Genomic DNA, 19119 nt, shown 5'->3' on the forward strand with positions numbered 1-19119 from the left:
GTTTCGGGACAAAGGAGTGAGATTCAGATGGATCGTGTTGCTGTCATTTCAGATATTCATGGCAATTGGCCTGCTTGTGAGGCGGTGCTGGAGGATATTGCTTCCCGAGGCATTAGCCGTGTGTTTTGTTTGGGGGATCTGATCGGCAAAGGGCCTAGCCCGTGCGAGGTGCTGGATGCTATCCGCCAACATTGTGAAGTCGTCGTTAGAGGCAATTGGGATGAGTTGGTTAGCATAACCGATGATCTCCATTTTAGCTGGCAAGCCGAACGTTTGGGTGCAGAGCGAGTACAGTATTTGGCACAGTTACCGTTTCATTATGATTTCAGAATGAGCGGACGTCGTATCCGCTTGGTGCATGCCTCGCCGCAAAGTGTGTATCACCGTGTGCAGCCATGGGATGAGCCGGCCAAAAGGCTTGCCATGTTTGATCCACTAGCAGAGGAAAGTGGAAAAGTACCTTTTGCTCCAGAGGTCGTGGGATATGGTGATGTGCATAATGCTTTTATTCAGCATTTTCAGGGGAAAACACTTTTTAACGTTGGGAGTGTCGGGAATCCGTTGGATATCACCCAGGCTTCCTACTGCATTTTAGAGGGGCAATGGGGAGAGGAGCAGCTCACGCCTTTTTCCATTCAGTTTGTACGTGTACCCTATGATATAGAATTGGCAGTAAAACAAGCAGAGGAGGCAGATGTTCCTTCCTTGGCATATTATATTCGAGAACTGCGTACCGGTATTTACCGCGGAATTCAGGACCTGGATTAAGTATGGAAATATGCATAGCTAAAAGCAGAATCCATCCGCAGGAGGGAACATTGTGCTGACCAGAGAAATGCTTCGTCTCGGATTGCCGGAGCTTTACACTCGCCGAGTCCGATTGCGCCAGCTAAGAGCGGAGGATTATCCTGCGCTGGAGCGGATCTTATCCGATCCATTGGTAATCCAATATGTGAATCGAATTCGCAAGCCAGTCTATGCCAGAATGAGGCGCCTGGTTGCGCAAATTAAAATATCTGCTGACTCCCTGGATTCTCTGCATTTCGCAGTGGAATGGCATCGGAGAAATACAGGAGAAAGCAATCTGCATGATGAATTCAACAAACGGACCTCCTCACCGTTGCTCGGTATCGTTTCTTTTCAGCAATGGAATGAAAGGACGGGTGAGGCACAACTGGGCTATATTCTGGATCGGCCTTTTTGGGGACAGGGATTGGCTACAGAAGTCGTGGGAGAAATGCTGAACTTTGGTTTCGAGTCTCTGAAGCTGAAGCGGATCGAAAGTCGTTGCCAAGAGAATAACCACGCTTCGATGCGTGTGCTTATGAAAAATAAGATGCGCCTGCTGCGGACCATTGGTGCCTATGATCCCTTAGGAGAGGTGCCGAGTGTATTGGTATTTTCGATGACCCAAGGGGATTATGCCTAGAAATGACATTGGAATATTTTGTTACAAAGATGAAATATAACTGCAAAGCAACTCTAACACAGGACGGGTACAATACAGACATGACCCCCTTTTGAATAATATATGTTGCTGGGACCCGATCATTCGGGTCCTCTTTTTTTGGTTCTTTAATTCGAGATAATATGGATTGGACAGATCCTGTCTATGTTTCATTTTGTAACAAAAATGAAATATAACTGCAAAACTACTTTAATATAGACTGGGTACAACATAGACATGACCCCCTTTGAATCATATATATTGCTGGGACCCGAAGCTTCGGGTCCCCTTTTTTTATGATTCATAGGTACGGTTCAGGCTGATTACCAGCTCTGGTAACCATTCGTTTAGGGAGAGGAATGAGTATCCCTCTGACTGGGCATTGGATGTATCCATGTACCACGACTGTGTAATACCGAATGGAGACATATGCTCGTCTGCTGTTTTTTCTTGGATCACAGCTTGTTTTCCCGTGACCTGCTCGATAATGGAAATGATATCTCCAATCCTTACTGTACCGTCGGAACAAGCATTTACAGGGCCTGTTAAATGAGCAGACCCAAGCCAAAGCAGAAAATCTGCAGCTTCATCGGAACGAATAAATGAGATATGGGCTGCGGGATTAGGTACTCCAATTTCTTGGCCTGCACGAACATGTTCAATATGAAAATGAAGTCTTTTCGTATAATCATCTGTTCCCAATACAATCGGAAAACGAACAGCCACTACAGGGAACGTAGCTTGCTGCGTAAAAACTGCTTCAGCCTGCCGTTTAGCCTCTTGATATGTAAAATCGTCCTTTCCGCCCTGGCGAACTGGATAAGCCTGAGGATCGAAGATATTCTCTGTCACCGCTTCCGGGCTTGGATCATAGACAGATAGGCTTGAGGTCATAATATACCTTTTGGCTTTAGCATCAAAAATACGACAGGCTTCGCTGGCTTCATCTGGGGAATAGCAAATATTATCATAAACAACGTCCCACACTTGCTCACCTACCGCCTCTGCGAGCGCTTGCGGGTCCGTACGGTCTGCACAGATCCGTTGAACACGGTCACCAAACGAATCGTTTGTGTGGCCCCGCGTGAGAATAGTAATGGAGTTCTCGGAACTGTCCAGCAGACGTTCCACCAGTCTCTTGCCGAAAAAGCGCGTTCCTCCCAAAACAAGTACCTTTTTCATACTTACATCACTCCTCATGGAATGGTTTTCATTTATATTAAGATAGACGGACTAAGGAATGTAAAAGATACAGGACGCAATAAAAAAGGGAGGATCACATGCCATACGTAAAAACTCGGGATTTAGAAATGTATTACGAAAAAATGGGTGTAGGAGACCCCGTCATATTTTTGCACAGTCATTATTCAAGGGGAATCCTGGCTTTTTCATCTCAATTACTTGATTTTTCAGCAAAAGTATACATGTTATTTTCCAGACCATCGGGGACATGGCAGAACGAAATGTGATAGCCTGGAATGGAGTACCCCTCAACTCGCAGAAGATGTGCTTGATTTTATGCAGGCGTTACATATTTCTAAAGCTCATCTTATTGGGTACAGCTGCGGAGGCAATGTGGCTTTATACTGTGCGGTGAAGCACCCTCAAATGTTCGCAACCGTTACCACCATTGGGTGTAGTGGAGTCGCATGTCCTGAGGGGGCAGATGAGTTTGAGCCGGAGTGGCTCATCCAAAACGAATGTTATGAAATGATTCATCAAATGATGGAACGCCATGAGGAAGCGCATCAAGGTAATTGGCAGGAATTTATGCGTCAAAGCGCTCAGGATTGGCGCCAATATCCGCAATTGACACGGAATGAGTTAAGCCGCATTACGTGCCCTGCATTATTTATCGCCGGTGAACATGACGACTTTGCCACAGAAGAGCAGCTTCAGGAATTATGCTCATGCGTCCAAGATTCACGTTATCTAGTTGCTCTGGGTTGTAGTCATCGACCGCATATGCTTAGAGAGCAGCCCATCTTAATCAATGATTCTATTCTTCAATTTTTGAATAATCACGCTATTGGTTGATTAAAATTATTCCCCTAGAAGCTTCAAAAAATTGGCTGGCACCGTAATCTGCTGATTATTAATCATAATCTTTCGAAGCTCTTCCATAGAGTCTTCTTCACCTCTGGCATCTTTAATCTCCTTGATTTCACGATGCAGACGTTCCATTTGCAGATCCAGCGCATTAGCGGAATCCGCTGCGTTCTTTAATTCACGTGTCAGACTCTCGGGAACAGACTGGTTGTATTTATAAAAGATTTTATGCTCCAGGCTTGCCCAAAAATCCATCGCAATGGTTCGAATCTGCACCTCTACGCAGACTAGTTCCTCACAGTCCGACATGAATACAGGAACTTGAATCAGCAAATGCAGGCTTTGATAACCGTTCGGCTTGGGATTCTTGATGTAATCCTTGATTTCCAGCACCTTGAGGTCACTCTGTCTCTGAAGCATGTTACTGACATCATAAATGTCAGAAATAAAAGAGCAAGTAATACGCAAGCCCGCGATATCCTTGATAGAATCTTTGATAGCATCCAGCGATAACTCGCTATTTTTACGAAGCATTTTGTTCATGATGCTCTCAGGAGACTTAAGGCGTGATTTGGTATGCTCAATAGGGCTGTAATCGTGCAACGCTTGAAATTCCTGTTTTAATATTTCAATCTTGGTTTCCATTTCGTCGAGCGCAAACTTATAGATGAGCATAAAGCGCGTGATGTCATGCTTTAGCTTTTTGAGCTTGTCCATAGGATCTTCCAATTGCATATGTAATTCTCCTCACACAAGATGTTGTTTATTAAAAATAATGGAGCTGTACGGTTTAAGGCGATTGGTAGCAGAGCGAGGATTTGAATCTGGAGAAGCATAGCGTTCGCTGTTGCAATGGGATTATTGCTATATATAGAATACCTAAGCATCCCATTGCAACAGCGATCCCACCTTTCATGCCTTTTAAAGCGCCACAGGAATTTTACGTTTTTCTTTAAAATAAACCCATTCCCGGAAGCCGATATCCTTCAGCATCGCTTTTACGTCTTCCCAATCGTCGCCTACCCGCGAAGGCTTATGGGCATCCGAACCAAAAGTAACCTCCACACCAAAATGGTGCGCTCTTTCTAAAATAGAAGCAGACGGGTACCATCCGCCACTCAGCTTGGTTTTACCTGAAGTGTTAATTTCAATCGCCACATTGGATGCTGCAATCACTTGCAAGGTTTCGTCAATGGCTTCATCGGCAGGAATGTCTGAAAAGGCAGGGAAATTCCCCTTCATGGCGTCAATATGACCTAAAATCTGAAACATGCCGCTTCGCGCAGATTGCTGAATGAGCGCATAGTAGGCTTGTTTGACCTCGACTTTACGAGCGTCACTTAGTTTTTTCCAACGGTTGCGGTTAAAAATGCTGTCCCCTTCAACATTGTGAATCGACCCGATAAGGTAATCAAATGGATAAGGAGCCAAAGTAGAACGATACAATTCAGCAAAATCAGGGAAATAATCCGTTTCCAATCCAAGAAGCACGTCAATACGGCCCTCGTATTCCTTCTTAAGCTCCTGTACCTCTTTTACATATTCAGCAAGCTCTGACTTGGCCATATAAATTTTAGGAAAAGCCTGATCCTTTTCGCTGCATAGGAAGGGGGAATGGTCGGAAATACCAATAGCTTGTAAGCCTGATTGAATACCTGCTTCGATGTAATCCCGAATGTTGCCGTCTGCATGACCGCAGCGGAAATGGTGGGTGTGCAGATCAAATTTCATGGACTGTCTTCCTTTCGTAACCAAGGTTTATATTGTGTATGTTGTTCATAGCGAATTACGTTATTCAGAACTGGTGAAATTCGTCTCTGGCATCCCCTTTAGATCGCTTAAAAATTGCTGCATTGCTGAGTTTAGATAGCGGCCGGATTTATAAATCACCCCTACCGGATGACTAACTTCCAGCTCGGGAATATGGATCATTTTTAATGTGCCTGTACGCAGTTCAGAAGTGACTGACAATCTGGAAATGATGGCAGCCCCGAGATTGATTTCGACCATCCGTTTAACTTCCTCACTGCTGGACAACTCGATCACAACATGGGGAACGATTTGGTGCTTTTTAAAAACATCGTCCACGAATTTCCGTCCAACCGTATCGGGAGAGAGCAGAATGAGCGGAATTTCCCGAAGGGCTTCAATGGTAGCATGTGGTTGCGAGGCCAGCGGATGAGTAGGAGACACGACAAGTTCAAAGGAATCATAGTACAGAACTGAAGTGCTTAGATTGGGATTACGTTCGATCAGATAACCGATACCAACATCAATAAGTCCGTTCTCCACCTGCTGATAGATCATCGAGGAAGCCATCGATTGAATGGAGGTTTTGATGAGAGGGAACTGATCCTGAAAATAGGAGAGCACACGCGGTAAAATTTGAATGGCGATGGATGTTGTGGTACCCAGTGCAATGTGACCCTGCGGTGTTTCGTTTAAGTCGTACAATCTCTGTCTTAATTCCTCAACTACCTCTAATATGCGCTCGGCGTGTTCCAAAAAAACAACTCCCCGGTCGGTCAGGGTGACGGGCTGGTTGCGGTCAATCAGAATGGTTTTGAACTCATCCTCCAGACTTTTGATTTGGGCGGACACTGCCGGCTGCGTCAAATTGAGAAGTTCTCCGGCTTTACGGAAGCTCATCGTTTTGGAAATCATGATAAGCGTTTCAAGTTGACTGATGTTCATGAAGTTCCTCCTCTCTTTTCTTTAGCTTGTCGCAGCTGTATAGACTGAGTTTAGCCAATCTACTTGTTTATATGTAAAACCATCGTTATGCTTTATTTCATTAGATTATAGGTTATTCGAGCAGGAAGGGCAATGAATCGAAGCAGTACATCGTAAAGTGTGGTATATTGGGAAATAAAGACTAAAGTCCTGATATACTTTAAAATTAACCTGTCTAAATTCGGCATGGAGTAAAGATATAGGACATTATTCACATTTTTTTGTGCTTTAGCTATAAAAAATTGCCGGACTGCTGTCGATAAGTGATAGAGAGAGCATTTTATTGCAGGTTGAGTCGTTATACAGCATTATTTGAATAAAAAACTCAAATTAAAATGGGACTTTTGTTGTGTGTCTAAAAGCCCATCGTAAAGGGGCGCAATGATCGTGAAGGCAGAAGTGATAAATCCTTTTTTGGAGTCGGCGAGACGGGTCATTGAACAATTGATCCAAGTATCTCCTTTACCCGGAAATCTCGGTGTGAAAAATGTCGAGCTGGTGGACGACCATATCTGGATTATGATCGGGATGACTGGACAGCTTAGCGGAAATATTGTGTTCGGCCTGAATGAACAGGTGGCGCTACGTATGGTATCGGCGATGATGGGCGGATTTGTGTTGACTGAAATTGATGAGATGGGAAAAAGCGCAATTTCGGAATTGGGCAATATGATTAGTGGCAATGCCAGTACAATTTTGTCCAGTCAAGGAATTGTCGTGGATATCACCCCTCCGCAGGTCATGAAATCAGAAAACTTAACCACTTTTGTGCCTCAGCGTGCCCTTTGTATTCCGCTTTCGGTGGAAGGAATCGGTGAGCTGGATATTCAGGTGATGATCTCTTAATATTAAAGGAGTAAGTTTCTTTAATGTGGAGGGATGTCCATGAGTACATTGCAGGATAAGGTAATTGTGATTACAGGTGCATCCAGTGGGATTGGCGCCCTTTGCGCTCAGTTGTTGAGCGCAAAGGGCGCGATTCCTATTTTAACAGCGCGCTCGCAGGAACGACTGAAGCAAGTATCTGCGGGAATCAGCGGCAGGCACGAGCTGATCCCACTGGACGTAACTTGCCAGGAGCAGGTAGAGGCTGTGGCTGCACGAGTATTGGAAGAATACGGACGGGTTGATATATTGCTCAACAATGCGGGGTACGGTAAGTTTGAGTATTTTAATGAGACCGACCTGACAGAGTTCGAACAAATGATGGACGTGAACTATATGGGGGTTGTTCGCTGCATCAAGGCATTTCTGCCACAAATGACAGAGCGGAACTGTGGGCAGATTGTTAATGTAGCATCGATGGCTGGGAAAATCGGGACAGCCAAATCGGCTTCTTATACGGCCACGAAGCATGCGTTGCTCGGTTTCAGTAATGCGCTCCGGCAAGAACTGCGCGGAAGTGGAGTGACCGTAACGACGATTAACCCCGGGCCGATTGATACACCGTTTTTTGAGCTGGCAGATCCCTCCGGGGGTTATGTGCGGAATGTTGGCTGGTTTATGCTAAAACCTGATAAGGTGGCACAGCATATCGTAAGGGCGATGGAGCTTGGTAAGGAGGAGGTTAATCTGCCACAGTGGGTATCTCCTTTTCTCAAGCTGTATCAATTAGCTCCCAGACTGATCGACAGGCTGGGGCATGGTGTGATGAATAAGAAATAATAGATGTCCCGTAGCCATTAGGTGTGGTGAGGGACATCTTTTATTTTTGTGATTTGGTAACAAGGCTATTTTCGCATATAATGGAGAGTAACGAATTTACGTATAGGGGTTGGACCTTTTCATGACATTGAATTTTGAAGCGCTCGGCGTTGAACAAGATCTGCTGGACAAACTGACCGAGCATGAAATTACACAGCCTTCGCCAGTTCAGGCAGAGGCTATACCGGAAATAATGAAGGGACAGCATGTATTAGCACGCTCGCAAACCGGCACAGGCAAAACACTGGCTTATTTGCTACCGCTGCTACAAGCGATTGACCCACAGAAAAAGGCTACGCAAAAGCTGATACTGGCTCCAAGCCAGGAATTGGCCATGCAAATTGTACGTGAGGGTCAGCGCTACGGAGAGCATCGTGGAATCCGTGTACTGGGTCTGATTGGTGGGGCAGCCATCAAGCGCCAAATCGAAAAGCTAAAGGATCACCCACAGCTTGTGGTAGGCACACCAGGCCGTGTACGGGAACTCATCGCTTCGAAAAAGCTCAAGATGCACAATATTACAACTATTGTCATTGATGAGGTGGATCAGATGTTCCAGCTCGGCGGAGCAGGCGATGTGACCAGTATATTGGGCTCCGCCCAGCGTGATCGTCAATTGGTATTCCTGTCCGCAACGCTGAATAATGAAATTCAGTCGCTGGCACAACGGGAGATGCCTGATTACGTAGAAATTGGGATTGATCCTGACCAGAAGACGGCCAGTGGACTGGAACATTACTACTTTGTATCCGAAGAACGGGATAAGGTGGATATGCTGCGCCGTCTGGTACGGCATTTTAATCCGAGAAAAGCGCTGGTGTTCGTGAATACAACCAATGCTATTGGGGAAATTGAAGCCAAGCTCAAGCATATGGGTCTAACTACGGCATCCTTGTATGGAGATGCAGATAAAGTCACACGCAGCAACGTGTTGGCTCGATTCCGCGAGGACAAGCTCAAAGTGCTGGTCGCTTCCGATGTGGCAGCCCGTGGTCTGGATATTGAGGGCCTTGAAATGGTCATTCATTTTGACCCGGCTACGGATAGTCAAGCTTATGTTCACCGCGCAGGGCGGACAGGACGTATGGGACGCAAAGGATTAGTAGTGTCGGTTGTGACCGACCGCGAAACGTTCATCATGCGTAAGTTTTCTCGTGAACTGGGAATCGATATTGCAGAGCGTGTGTTGTATGGAGGTCGAGTTGTGGTGCCGCGCCCGGCGGATGCCAAGCGTGCCCCTGTAAGGCCATCTGAGACTAGATCCAATTCCAATGGAACAGTGACGGAAAATCGCAAGACACCTGTTCGTACTGAAGCAGGACGTCCAGGCAGGAATTCCGTGAACGGTTCAGCTCCAGGCAAGAGCAAAGGAGCAGCCTTATCCAAAGCAGGAAAGGCACAGCGCGAGCGTGATCGTAAAAACAAGGGTGCGCCAAGATGGCTGAAGGAAAAAGGATCAAAACCGAACGAGTAAGGGAGAAGAGGGGGAGCCATGGAACAACAGCCTGTGTTGCAAATTAACGGACTGACTGGTGGATACAGCGCCAAACGCCCGGTGCTGCATCAGATTTCGCTCGATGTGAAGCCGGGCGAAATGGTGGGACTGATCGGTTTGAACGGGGCCGGGAAAAGTACGACCATGAAGCATATTTTGGGTCTGATGACACCGCAGGCCGGAGAGATTCGCGTACAGGGGCATAAGCAGGATGAGAATCCCGAGGTATATCAGGGAGCTATTGCTTTTGTACCTGAAGCTCCAGAGCTGTATCCTGAAATGACAGTGATGGAGCATATGGAGTTCACGGCTAGAGCGTACGGAGTCAGCGAAGCAGATTTCCGCACGCGCAGTGATCAAATGCTGGATTTGTTCCGTATGCGGGATAAAAGCGGAAGTATGTCGATGCATCTCTCCAAAGGGATGCGCCAAAAAGTGATGATTATGTGCGCATTTTTAGCGGGGCCGCCGTTGTATGTCATAGATGAGCCTTTTTTGGGTTTGGACCCGCTCGGCATTCGTTCTCTGCTTGACTTTATGTTGGAGATGAAGCGTTCGGGCTCGTCTATTTTGCTCAGTTCTCATATTTTGTCCACGATTGAAAATTATTGCGATCGTTTCATTGTGCTTCATCAGGGTGCCATCATTGCTCAGGGTACGCTGAATGAAGTGACAGCACAGGCGGGTAAGCCGGGCATGCCGCTGGAAGATGCATTTTATGAGCTGGTACAGGGCAGGGAATGAGCATGGATTTGCAACGTTTGCATAAAGAAAGACGTCTAGCGTTCTGGGGACAGGTGCTGCCTTATCTGGGCTATGTCATTCAGAGCGGCCTTGCAGTGGTCTTCGGCTTTGCGCTGATTGCCTTTGCCGCATGGTACACGTCACTACTCATGCATATTCCGCCGGATTTGCCCATCCGCTGGATCATGCTTATTGTAGCTATTCCAATTGCGCATGCGAGCTTTCGAACGTATTTGAATGCGGCAGATATAGTCTTCCTTCGTCCCCAGGAGTACGCGATGCCACAATATTTTAAGGCCAGCCGGATTCGAGGTGTGGTGTACAAAATATTCGGTCTGCTGCTGCTGTCCATGATTTTGTGGCCGTTGTATATCCGCAGTGATGCTGCGCCTAAGCCGCTGCTACTGACTCTGCTGCTGTTCGTGCTACTGAAGGTGCTATTTAGCTACGGCGGCTGGCAGGAGCTTCGCATGGTATCGGTTGGCGGGAGCATAGGCTATCGTCTACTGCGGTGGGTGCTGGCTGTGCTGATGGTAGCCGCATGGCTATGGCAGCCTCCGTTACACAGCTTGCCGTTTATCGTATTGGTTGGCGTGGTGTACGTGCTTGTTCTGCGTTTGCCGGTCAAACTGCTAGTGGCTTGGGAAAAACTGATCCGCACAGAGGCTATGCAGGCTGCCCGCGTGATGCGTACGTTGGGCTGGTTTGTCGATGTGCCTGCCCTTACACAGAGAGTGACGCCGCGCCGCTGGCTGTCCTGGCTGGGTGGCAACATACCTTGGAACAGAAAGGGAGCGTATCGTTACCTGCTGTTTAAGACGTTCTTGCGTACAGAACCAGCAGGCATTGTCATTCGGTTAGGTATTCTGGGTCTGTTAATTATATATATCACCCATGCTAGCTGGATTGGTATTGCCGTATATTTATTTTTTATATTCCTCATAGGTGTTCAGATTACTTCATTAAGACAGTATCACAGGGATTCGTTGTGGCTTCAGTTATATCCGATTCCTGCGCATAGTCGCCGTGCGTCTTTTCTTGACTTTGTTGTTCGGTTGACGTTGCCGGCTGCGGTGGTGCTGTGGCTTCCTTTTCTGGCAAAAGGAACGGAGGATTTACTGTCTACATTGCTTATATTGGTTGGGGGAGTCCTTGTTGTGTTCCTGCTCCGTGGTACTCAAGCCAAAAAATGGCGTTTGGATGGACAGGATGAGGAAGAAGTGTGACCCATATCTGTCTGAATAAAGTAAAGGCTAATTCGCAAGCAGCAAAAGCTGAGCTGCCTGCGGATTAGCCTTTTTTTGTACGTTCGCTGCTATGGTAGTCGTGGGTGCAGATATCCGTCTGCTTAAACGAAGATCGTTTTGCTGATGATAACTAACAAAATGAACAGTACCAAAATTGTTCCTGTGCTTGTGAATGCGCCGTAACCACCGTAACCGCCTCTTGTTTCTTCTGCTCCCATGCTCATTCTCCTCTCGGTCATTGTGATAAAGGATACATCGTATCTTATGAAGTGGGTTTCCGGATTGCGTGGGCCAATGTTCTGGTGTGTTGCCGAATCGCCCTATATTTTTCATCAGATGCAGGAGATGAGAGAGGAAAAGGTACGTATTATCGAGAATAGAAGAAGTATGTAATCATTATCACTTGGAAAGTGGGAAAGACGAGATGCTGGTAGATAAGCTGCTCGTGAACATATTTCTTGTGTTTGTACCGTTACTCGTATATAGCGCTTTGTCGGATCATCGGCATAGGAAGCATACCCTGCTGCTTATGGGAGGGGTGCTGGGTGTTTCTTCGGTGCTTTGCCTTATGTTTTCGTACATTTGGTACGGATTATATTGGGATCTTCGGTATGTTCCTTTGATTCTCTCTGTTTTATATTTTGGTCCTACGGCAGGTCTAATGAATGTGACGCTAATGGTAATGGCTCGCATGTATGTAGGCCCTGAGTCTATGGTGGTGGGGCTTCCGAGCATGATGTTGTGTTATTTGGGACCTCTCTTGGTAAGAAACAAATTTATGCAGCTCAAAAGCATGTTGCTTCGAGTGGGCATGAATATGGTAATGAGTATATGGATTACTGGGGTCATGCTGATTTTTCTTTTAATACATTCTTGGATCAATGGCAGACTGGATGAGGATGAGATGGAGCTGATCCGTTCAATACTCTGGTTCGGTGTGATTCAATTCCTAAGTATTGGAGCTTCTTCTTTCTGGATGGAGTTTAGTTTGGAGCGAGAAGAAATGAGAAGAAAAATTAAATATGCCGAGCGTCTGAATACGTTGGGTGAACTGGCAGCCTCTATGGCCCATGAAGTACGGAATCCTTTAACCGTCGTAAAAGGGTTCCTGCAAATGGTCCAGTCAGGATTAGAAGGGAAAAATCGCAGATATGTTGCTTTGGCACTGGCAGAAGTGGATCGGGCTGAAAGAATTATTAGCGATTATCTGAACTTATCCAGACCGCAGATTGGGAACACAGAACGGATGGATCTGTCTGGCATGGTTCAACAGATCGTTTTGCTTCTGAAACCAATGGCGACCAAGCAAGGCGTAAGGCTGTATACAGAGCTAAGGAATGAAATTTATGTACATACAGATCGTAACCAGCTGCTACAGGCGTTAATACATGTGACGAAAAATGCGATTGAAGCTGCGGAAGATGGAGGCAGGGTATACATAAAGCTGGCGATACAGGAAGAGCAGGCATGTCTGAGTATCAGGGATACTGGAAAAGGCATGAGCCAGGAGCATCTCGAACGAGTGGGTACTTTGTTTTTTTCAACCAAAGAGGTAGGAACAGGACTGGGAACGGTCGTTTCCTTTCGAATTATTGAAGCCATGAACGGGAGCATACGCTATGAAAGTGAGCCTGGAGTGGGAACGGAGGTCGTCATCCTGCTGCCACTGGCACAGGAATCTCTGCTCGCTGCGGAAGGATAATTGTGCGGACGTATGATGGACAATAGTCAGCCGACCCAAAAAGCGGTATGCCCTAATATCTGGCATACCGCTAGTTATACTATATATTCTAACCTGATACAGACAGATTAGGCGTTCAACAAATCTTGTGCACCACGATACACAATGTCATATAGGTCTTCCAGATACTCCTCTTCGATACATGAGAACGCGATACGAAGATCGTATTCACCCAGTGCAATCGTGCCTACCCCATATTGTTCCAGCAAATGTGTGCGCAGTCGTTCAGCAGACAAGCCGTTCAGCTTGAGACACATAAAATAGCCTGAATTGAAAGGATAGTAGCTCCATACATCCCCGTATTTTCCGCTATCGAGCAACGCTTTGACTTTATTAGCCCGCCCCTTCATAATTTGGAACTTTTCATTCTTCTGTTGTTCAAATTCTGGTGATTTGAGAGCATCCAGTACGAAGGTTTGAGAGGGGTGAGGACCGCTCGAAATCGTTGCCCGGATAATCCCTAGTGTTTTTTGTTCCAGTGCGCTCAGTACATCCTGATGCTCCGAAGCAAAGGTAATAAATCCGACACGGAAGCCCCAAACGAATTCTTCTTTGGTAGCTCCGTCAATTTTGACTGGTAAAATTCTCGGATGAAGCCCGGCTAGCTGACCGAATAGTGATTCATGCAGAGAGTCCTCGAAGAACAGGCCAAAATAAGCGTCATCTGTCACAACTACGACATTGATGCCTGCTTCCGCCGCTTCCTGAATGGCAGCGACAATTGCTTTACCTTCTTCAAGGCCCGGTGTATAGCCTGTCGGGTTGTTCGGGAAGTTCAGTACAACGATCGCTTTGCCGTATTCTTTCTGCGCCAGTAGCGCCTCGCGTAGTCCCTCACTATTAAAACGGTGATCCTCTGTGAACAACGGGAAATTCACCAAACGTCCATGACGGCGAATACCGAAAGTTAGTTCATAGTTCTCCCAGTTTTTATCTGGATAAATGACAGCATCTCCTTCATCCGTAAACAGGTCGGCAACGATGCTCAAACCGTGGGTCAGCGCGTTCGTAACTACAGGAAGGCCGTAGCCTTTTCCAGCCAGCGAAGGATTTTCTTTCAGCATTTTGTCACGCCATACGCTACGAAGTTCAGGCTTGCCCGCAGGGGGAGCGTAAGGATACAAATCCTTGGGACTGTAAGCGGACAGCTTCTCCTGAATAACCTCCAAATGCATAGGACCATTGCCTTCAGTAGCAATCCCGATCGTAGCATTATACTTTTTGGCAAGTTTCCCTGCCTCGGCGGATTGACTCAAAATCCCTTCTTTTGGAAAATAAATCTCTTTACCTAAAAGAGAAAGCATTTGATATACATGCTCGTTGCCTGTCTGAATGTTTTGATTTAACTGCGCTGCCAGTGGATTCATTCCCGTTTCATCCTTCCAAGTCATTTTGATTACATATTATAGCATTACACACGGTAAGCGTCACGCACAAGCATTAGGGGCCATAAGAGCGTATTTTTTGCTTAATCGTGGCGCTGCGCTTATATTATAAAATAACGGGATAACAGGACAACCAGAGATGAACCAAAGGAGGTACAGATTTTGCTGGATACATCTGCGTCATCGTTTATCCTGCTGCCGGCCTTTGCCAAAATTGTGTGCGAGCCGGGCTGGAAATGGCAGGTACGCGAGAAGCCGATGCCAAACTATGATTTATTTTATGTATGGAGTGGAGAAGGAACGGTTGTATTAAATGGGGAAGCCTATCCGGTGAGCAAGGGCAGTTGTTTTTTGTTCAAGCCGGGAGACGATACCCGTGCCACACATAATCCGCAAAAGCCGCTCATACTTACTTATATTCATTTTGATCTCACCGAACAACCCAAGCAAATTCCAGCCAGCTACCGCATGCTGGAAGAAACGTTCGAGGTGGAGCATATGCTTGCCAGATATGTCCGTCTGCGTCTGGAGCGTGCCTATGGGGCTGATGAGGAGGGCCGGCTGATCCTGAAGCAACTGATGATTCATCTGCTGCGTGCAGATCGGAAGGAACCGCAGGAGCAACAGGCCAGTAACCAGCTCACCGAGGTCATTCGAGAAACGGCCAACTACGTGCGCCAGCATCCGGGACTTCCTCATCGAGTCGAGGATTTGGCAGCACGTGCAGGGCTGTCACCGCGTTATTTTTCGATAAAATTCAAGGAGCTGCTAGGTGTTTCCGTGCAATCCCATATTATCAGCATGCGGATTGAGCGCGCGCAGCATCTGTTGCTACATGCCGGAATGAATGTAACTGAGGTGGCGGAGGCTTTGGGGTACCGCGACATCTTTTTTTTTCAGCCGCCAATTCAAGCAGTATACAGGAAAAAGTCCGTCTGAGATTCGATAAGCTATTAGCGCATGACGAATATAAAGGATAAATCAAAAAGGACCGAAGCAGTTACGCTGGGTCCTTTTTCGTATGAGCCATTTGAATCATTCGATCCCCATGCTCAAATGTGCAGCTATTTTTTTTGTTACAATCCTTTATTTATGCTTTAGGATCGTGTCGAAAGCTACCAAGACGTTGTCCCATTTTCACCACATCCCCCAGCTTCAATGCGGGGTCTGGCTCAAATGTGCCGTTTTCAGTCAGCAAAACGACGGTTGAGCCAAATTCGAAATAGGCGAGATCGTCACCTTTTGTCCATGAAGTCGCTTGTTCATCCGTATATTTGATGCTGCTCACATTCATTGCGCCAACCTTGACGACCGCCACCTCACCATATTCGTGGGCCATGTACGTAATCTGTCGTTCATTGCGGCTAAGAACTCCCCTCATATGCTGCAAGCCGAAGTCATTCACTGGGTATACTTTGCCGCGCAGATGCTCCTTTTCTACCAGTGTACCGGATACCGGTGCATGAATGCGATGATAATCAGTCGGGCTGAGATAGAGCACAAAAGCATAACCGTGTGTGTACTTCTCAAGACGTGGAGAGCGGTTAAGAAGCTCTTCCAGCGTATAGTCTTGCCCCTTGACATTCAAAAGAGTACCAGACGTAATTGGGCCGGTAAAAGTAATCCGTGCATCCACCGGACTGGTCATCACCTCGGCGTTCGTATCAATCGGGCGCATGCCCGCTTTTAATTTGCGTGTAAAATAGGCGTTCAGGGAGCGATATTCTTTCCAATCCTGTTCCGCCTCATGCGTCTGGATCTGGTACGTACGTATAAAGGTGGGGATAAAAAGTCGGCTTGCACCGCTTTGCGCGAAGGAGCCCACAATCCGGCACACCCACTTGCGCGATGATAGCTCCGTCATAAGCCGCAGCCACTGTTTTGCCATTACAGATCCCCCTTGTTCATTTCCGAGCCGTCTTGGCCGGAACCTGTCCGGCCGCTCTGAACTATATTGACACAGAATGTGACGTAAATCAATACAGGGGACGGCCTGGTGAACGTTCAGTGCCTGACGAAGACATTCGTTCGAGAAGCCAACGTGCGTAAGCTATTGGCTGAGCGTACGTTTCTTTCCAGACATTACTCATGCCTGCCTGGCTAAAGCCATAGCGCTGATCACGACCATTGCATTCGATAAAAACAATCTTGCCTTCATGGGTAATTCCCAGATCCAGTCCGACATCGGCCAGACGGGGCAGGTGTTGTGCCAATCGGTGGACGATTTGCAATGAGAGTCTCTCTAGCTCATTCATCAGCCGGGCTATGTTTGAGTTTTGAACTGTCTCTGTTCGTGATAACACCTCTGGTAGGGAACGGGCCGTACCGCCCTGGGCTACATTCGAGACGAAAGTGTGGGATGGAGCAATTTTGGCAAACATGCCTGTCACGCCCCATATTCCGCCATATCCGCGCTGAACCGTCACACGGATATCAAATGGACGATTGTCGCATAAAGCAAGCGGAATGGTTTCCTGAATGATATGAGGCACACGCATCAGTCGCTTATGCAGAAATAAAGGGAGTTCTCCGACATTCAACCGTAGTGTGGACCAACGCCCAGGTATCGTTGGATGAGCACATTGCAATGTCCAGCTTCCGCTGGAATGCCTCAGCCGCATAATTCCTCTACCCACGCTGCCGCTACTGGGCTTAATTACAACATCCCCGGTTTGCTCCATCAAGGTGCGGATGGAAGAAGGATCGCCTTGCAATGTTTTGGGCAGGTGGGAATGTAGCAGAGGGTCTTCCTGTAGAATTGCATGTATATGGTCTTTGCCGAAACGGTTTTGTTCATTAAAAATATAGAATCCCTTGTGTACCAGTCTGTTGATATCGCGGGCATTTTCATTTTGCCGATAGAGAGTGCGATTGTGGATGACTGGCGGCAACGGAAGAGTCATCTGCCGATACTCGTTGCCGTTTTTAACAAAAGCCCGGCATGTTCCGGTCGATATATGAATATCTTCCAGACGAAGAAAGCAGGGGATTAACTCGTGGCTTAACCCGGCCTCCTCGTAATTGGCGATAGATTCATATCGCGTCCTCATGACGGGAATGCCCCGGTAAGTTGCCGGGTTGAGCATGACGCCGACATGCAACATGAGTATGTCCGCCCTCCTTATCGTCAATCCAACTGACCATATTGTGATTCTAGTCCATCATATGTATCAAAGATCGGCCAGGCATGGACGCTAGCCTTGCGATATGCCCAAAGTCATAAGCCAAGCACCTTTCAGAGCAAGAGACGATATGATACAAGATGAGTGTTGAAGGGTGAAGGAATAAGGTAAGGAAAGTAGGTGAGGTGATGCAGAGGCTGAAGGTAGCAGTCATTACACCGGGCTCTTTTGTTATACCTTCGTCCCGCAGCAGTTCAGTGGAGAGGGTAATTGCTCGTATGGTACCACTGGCTAGCCATAAGCTTCAGGCACAGATCTATGGCATAAGAGGGGCAGAAACACCGGATCACGGCGATGTTGACGGAATTCCTTGTATGCGCTATACGCGGGGAGCGGGTTATATTCCCGAGGTAATTGCTGATTTGAAAAGATGGTTACCTGCGGTTATAGATGTACACAACCGCCCCGCAGTTGCTTATGCTATTCGCGAGGCTTTGCCCGATAGCAAAATTGTGCTGACTTTGCATTCCACCACGTTCATCCGGGAGCCTCACCTCAAACGGAAGGACATGGGTAGGCTGCTGTTGCCGATGGATCGTATTATTGTGAACAGTGCGTATTTAGGGGCTGTTGTGGCTTCTGACAGTCCCGATGCGGTCAGAGAGCGCATCGTCATCAACAAGCTGGGTATTCATCCTGGCGATTTCCTACCACGGTGGACTCCTGCAGCAGAAGCGATCAGGTCGGCTCGATTGGAAGATTTCGGCTGGTCAGGCCGCCGAATCGTGTTATATGCAGGCAGACTGGTGCCGGGGAAGGGAGTTCATCGGTTGCTAAAGGCCTTGCGGCGTATCGTCCATACCTGTCCGGACGTGCTGCTGCTTATAGCAGGGAGTGCCTATTACGGTCACGACCGCCTCACGCCATACACCGCAGCATTGCATCGGCAGATACGTAAACTAAGGTTGGCGAGGCATGTGCACTTCCTGGGTTATGTGCCGCATCCGGCATTGGCCTCGTTATATCAGTTAGCCGATGTGGCGGTTGTTCCTTCAGTAGAAGCTGAAGCCTTCGGGCTGGTCAATCTGGAAGCCATGGCGGCAGGCGTGCCTGTGGTAGCCTCACGAATCGGTGGTATTCCGGAGGTTATACAACACGGCAAGACAGGCTGGTTGGTTTATCCGTCACACGGCGAGCAGGAAATGGCCGACGCCATCATCAGGTTGCTCCAGCAGCCTGACTTACGGCAACGGATGGGAGAAGCCGGGCTGGGGGAGGTGCGGAGCCAATTTTTATGGCAGCACTCTGCAGAACGCTGGGCTCAAATTGTAACAGACTGTGCAATTGAGTGACGTGGTCGTGGTTACGTGCATAGGCTATCGCATAGGCATTAGGCCATGATTCCCACCTGGGTGAATGAAGCGGAGCGACCGCTGTTTCACTCCTGTGTCA

The 19119-nt window shown here is 47.4% G+C and carries 18 protein-coding genes and 1 pseudogene; 11 read left to right on the plus strand and 8 right to left on the minus strand.

The window, feature by feature from the left end:
• Positions 1 to 27 precede the first annotated feature (27 nt).
• On the plus strand, positions 28 to 768 hold the full coding sequence (locus tag C400_RS0113605) for a metallophosphoesterase family protein (RefSeq protein WP_017427302.1): 741 nt from the start codon (positions 28 to 30) through the stop codon (positions 766 to 768).
• 52 nt (positions 769 to 820) lie between these two features.
• On the plus strand, positions 821 to 1429 hold the full coding sequence (locus C400_RS0113610) for a GNAT family N-acetyltransferase (protein WP_017427303.1): 609 nt from the start codon (positions 821 to 823) through the stop codon (positions 1427 to 1429).
• 312 nt (positions 1430 to 1741) lie between these two features.
• On the opposite strand, the gene C400_RS0113615 is transcribed toward C400_RS0113610, so the two are convergent.
• Positions 1742 to 2629 carry an NAD-dependent epimerase/dehydratase family protein gene (locus C400_RS0113615; protein WP_017427304.1) on the minus strand — a complete coding sequence of 296 codons (888 nt, stop codon included), beginning with the start codon at positions 2627 to 2629 and terminating at the stop codon, positions 1742 to 1744.
• A 219-nt stretch (positions 2630 to 2848) separates the two neighbouring features.
• On the opposite strand from C400_RS0113615, the gene C400_RS0113620 reads away from it, so the two are divergent.
• Positions 2849 to 3484: an alpha/beta fold hydrolase gene (locus tag C400_RS0113620; protein WP_017427305.1), complete on the plus strand. Its 636-nt coding sequence runs from the start codon at positions 2849 to 2851 to the stop codon at positions 3482 to 3484.
• A 6-nt stretch (positions 3485 to 3490) separates the two neighbouring features.
• Here the strand turns inward: C400_RS0113620 and C400_RS0113625 are convergent, their stop codons facing one another.
• The 3 genes from C400_RS0113625 to C400_RS0113635 form a co-directional block, all read right to left on the minus strand.
• Positions 3491 to 4231: a GTP pyrophosphokinase gene (locus C400_RS0113625; RefSeq protein WP_016820046.1), complete on the minus strand. Its 741-nt coding sequence runs from the start codon at positions 4229 to 4231 to the stop codon at positions 3491 to 3493.
• A 186-nt stretch (positions 4232 to 4417) separates the two neighbouring features.
• Positions 4418 to 5227, minus strand: coding sequence for a histidinol-phosphatase (locus tag C400_RS0113630; protein WP_017427306.1), 810 nt, complete (start codon positions 5225 to 5227; stop codon positions 4418 to 4420).
• Between the two features lie 60 nt (positions 5228 to 5287).
• Positions 5288 to 6190: a LysR family transcriptional regulator gene (locus C400_RS0113635; RefSeq protein WP_016820048.1), complete on the minus strand. Its 903-nt coding sequence runs from the start codon at positions 6188 to 6190 to the stop codon at positions 5288 to 5290.
• A gap of 426 nt (positions 6191 to 6616) precedes the next feature.
• On the opposite strand from C400_RS0113635, the gene C400_RS0113640 reads away from it, so the two are divergent.
• The 5 genes from C400_RS0113640 (at position 6617) to C400_RS0113660 (ending at position 11398) form a co-directional block, all read left to right on the plus strand.
• Positions 6617 to 7075 carry a chemotaxis protein CheX gene (locus C400_RS0113640; RefSeq protein WP_025365744.1) on the plus strand — a complete coding sequence of 153 codons (459 nt, stop codon included), beginning with the start codon at positions 6617 to 6619 and terminating at the stop codon, positions 7073 to 7075.
• A gap of 39 nt (positions 7076 to 7114) precedes the next feature.
• The gene (locus C400_RS0113645; protein ID WP_016820049.1) at positions 7115 to 7894 is read left to right on the plus strand and encodes an SDR family NAD(P)-dependent oxidoreductase; all 780 of its coding nucleotides are present in this window, start codon (positions 7115 to 7117) and stop codon (positions 7892 to 7894) included.
• 121 nt (positions 7895 to 8015) lie between these two features.
• On the plus strand, positions 8016 to 9407 hold the full coding sequence (locus C400_RS0113650; protein WP_017427307.1) for a DEAD/DEAH box helicase: 1392 nt from the start codon (positions 8016 to 8018) through the stop codon (positions 9405 to 9407).
• 18 nt (positions 9408 to 9425) lie between these two features.
• Positions 9426 to 10172, plus strand: a complete 747-nt coding sequence (locus C400_RS0113655) for an ABC transporter ATP-binding protein (protein ID WP_017427308.1) — start codon at positions 9426 to 9428, stop codon at positions 10170 to 10172.
• 2 nt (positions 10173 to 10174) lie between these two features.
• Positions 10175 to 11398, plus strand: coding sequence for an ABC transporter permease (locus C400_RS0113660; protein ID WP_017427309.1), 1224 nt, complete (start codon positions 10175 to 10177; stop codon positions 11396 to 11398).
• A 122-nt stretch (positions 11399 to 11520) separates the two neighbouring features.
• Here C400_RS0113660 and C400_RS27845 read toward each other — a convergent pair whose 3' ends face one another.
• Positions 11521 to 11637 carry a hypothetical protein gene (locus tag C400_RS27845; protein WP_013372853.1) on the minus strand — a complete coding sequence of 39 codons (117 nt, stop codon included), beginning with the start codon at positions 11635 to 11637 and terminating at the stop codon, positions 11521 to 11523.
• A gap of 206 nt (positions 11638 to 11843) precedes the next feature.
• On the opposite strand from C400_RS27845, the gene C400_RS0113670 reads away from it, so the two are divergent.
• Positions 11844 to 13121, plus strand: coding sequence for an ATP-binding protein (locus tag C400_RS0113670; RefSeq protein WP_017427310.1), 1278 nt, complete (start codon positions 11844 to 11846; stop codon positions 13119 to 13121).
• A gap of 107 nt (positions 13122 to 13228) precedes the next feature.
• On the opposite strand, the gene C400_RS0113675 is transcribed toward C400_RS0113670, so the two are convergent.
• On the minus strand, positions 13229 to 14527 hold the full coding sequence (locus C400_RS0113675) for an aminotransferase class I/II-fold pyridoxal phosphate-dependent enzyme (protein WP_016820054.1): 1299 nt from the start codon (positions 14525 to 14527) through the stop codon (positions 13229 to 13231).
• Positions 14528 to 14707: 180 nt separating this feature from the next.
• Between C400_RS0113675 and C400_RS0113680 the strand changes: the two are divergent.
• Positions 14708 to 15494 (plus strand): annotated as a pseudogene (locus tag C400_RS0113680) (helix-turn-helix domain-containing protein).
• A 141-nt stretch (positions 15495 to 15635) separates the two neighbouring features.
• On the opposite strand, the gene asd reads toward C400_RS0113680, so the two are convergent.
• Positions 15636 to 16433 (minus strand): archaetidylserine decarboxylase, encoded by a 798-nt coding sequence (gene asd, locus C400_RS0113685; RefSeq protein ID WP_016820056.1) that lies wholly within the window; start codon positions 16431 to 16433, stop codon positions 15636 to 15638.
• Between the two features lie 88 nt (positions 16434 to 16521).
• Complete coding sequence (locus tag C400_RS0113690) at positions 16522 to 17649, minus strand: YheC/YheD family endospore coat-associated protein (RefSeq protein ID WP_017427311.1); 1128 nt, start codon at positions 17647 to 17649, stop codon at positions 16522 to 16524.
• A 206-nt stretch (positions 17650 to 17855) separates the two neighbouring features.
• On the opposite strand from C400_RS0113690, the gene C400_RS0113695 reads away from it, so the two are divergent.
• Positions 17856 to 19019, plus strand: coding sequence for a glycosyltransferase family 4 protein (locus tag C400_RS0113695; RefSeq protein ID WP_017427312.1), 1164 nt, complete (start codon positions 17856 to 17858; stop codon positions 19017 to 19019).
• Positions 19020 to 19119 lie beyond the last annotated feature (100 nt).

The sequence above is a fragment of the Paenibacillus sp. ICGEB2008 genome, assembly GCF_000307675.1.
In the GTDB taxonomy this organism is placed as follows: domain Bacteria; phylum Bacillota; class Bacilli; order Paenibacillales; family Paenibacillaceae; genus Paenibacillus; species Paenibacillus polymyxa.

Excerpts from the sequence above, each read along its gene's own strand:
- C400_RS0113650 (WP_017427307.1), top strand. The coding sequence starts at position 8,016 with ATGACATTGAATTTTGAAGCGCTCGGCGTTGAACAAGATCTGCTGGAC.
- C400_RS0113605 (WP_017427302.1), top strand. The coding sequence starts at position 28 with ATGGATCGTGTTGCTGTCATTTCAGATATTCATGGCAATTGGCCTGCT.
- C400_RS0113655 (WP_017427308.1), top strand. The coding sequence starts at position 9,426 with ATGGAACAACAGCCTGTGTTGCAAATTAACGGACTGACTGGTGGATAC.
- C400_RS0113615 (WP_017427304.1), bottom strand. The coding sequence starts at position 2,629 with ATGAAAAAGGTACTTGTTTTGGGAGGAACGCGCTTTTTCGGCAAGAGA.
- C400_RS0113625 (WP_016820046.1), bottom strand. The coding sequence starts at position 4,231 with ATGCAATTGGAAGATCCTATGGACAAGCTCAAAAAGCTAAAGCATGAC.
- asd (WP_016820056.1), bottom strand. The coding sequence starts at position 16,433 with ATGGCAAAACAGTGGCTGCGGCTTATGACGGAGCTATCATCGCGCAAG.
- C400_RS0113635 (WP_016820048.1), bottom strand. The coding sequence starts at position 6,190 with ATGAACATCAGTCAACTTGAAACGCTTATCATGATTTCCAAAACGATG.
- C400_RS0113645 (WP_016820049.1), top strand. The coding sequence starts at position 7,115 with ATGAGTACATTGCAGGATAAGGTAATTGTGATTACAGGTGCATCCAGT.
- C400_RS0113675 (WP_016820054.1), bottom strand. The coding sequence starts at position 14,527 with ATGAATCCACTGGCAGCGCAGTTAAATCAAAACATTCAGACAGGCAAC.
- C400_RS0113695 (WP_017427312.1), top strand. The coding sequence starts at position 17,856 with ATGCAGAGGCTGAAGGTAGCAGTCATTACACCGGGCTCTTTTGTTATA.
- C400_RS0113630 (WP_017427306.1), bottom strand. The coding sequence starts at position 5,227 with ATGAAATTTGATCTGCACACCCACCATTTCCGCTGCGGTCATGCAGAC.
- C400_RS0113690 (WP_017427311.1), bottom strand. The coding sequence starts at position 17,649 with ATGTTGCATGTCGGCGTCATGCTCAACCCGGCAACTTACCGGGGCATT.
- C400_RS0113670 (WP_017427310.1), top strand. The coding sequence starts at position 11,844 with ATGCTGGTAGATAAGCTGCTCGTGAACATATTTCTTGTGTTTGTACCG.
- C400_RS27845 (WP_013372853.1), bottom strand. The coding sequence starts at position 11,637 with ATGGGAGCAGAAGAAACAAGAGGCGGTTACGGTGGTTACGGCGCATTC.
- C400_RS0113660 (WP_017427309.1), top strand. The coding sequence starts at position 10,175 with ATGGATTTGCAACGTTTGCATAAAGAAAGACGTCTAGCGTTCTGGGGA.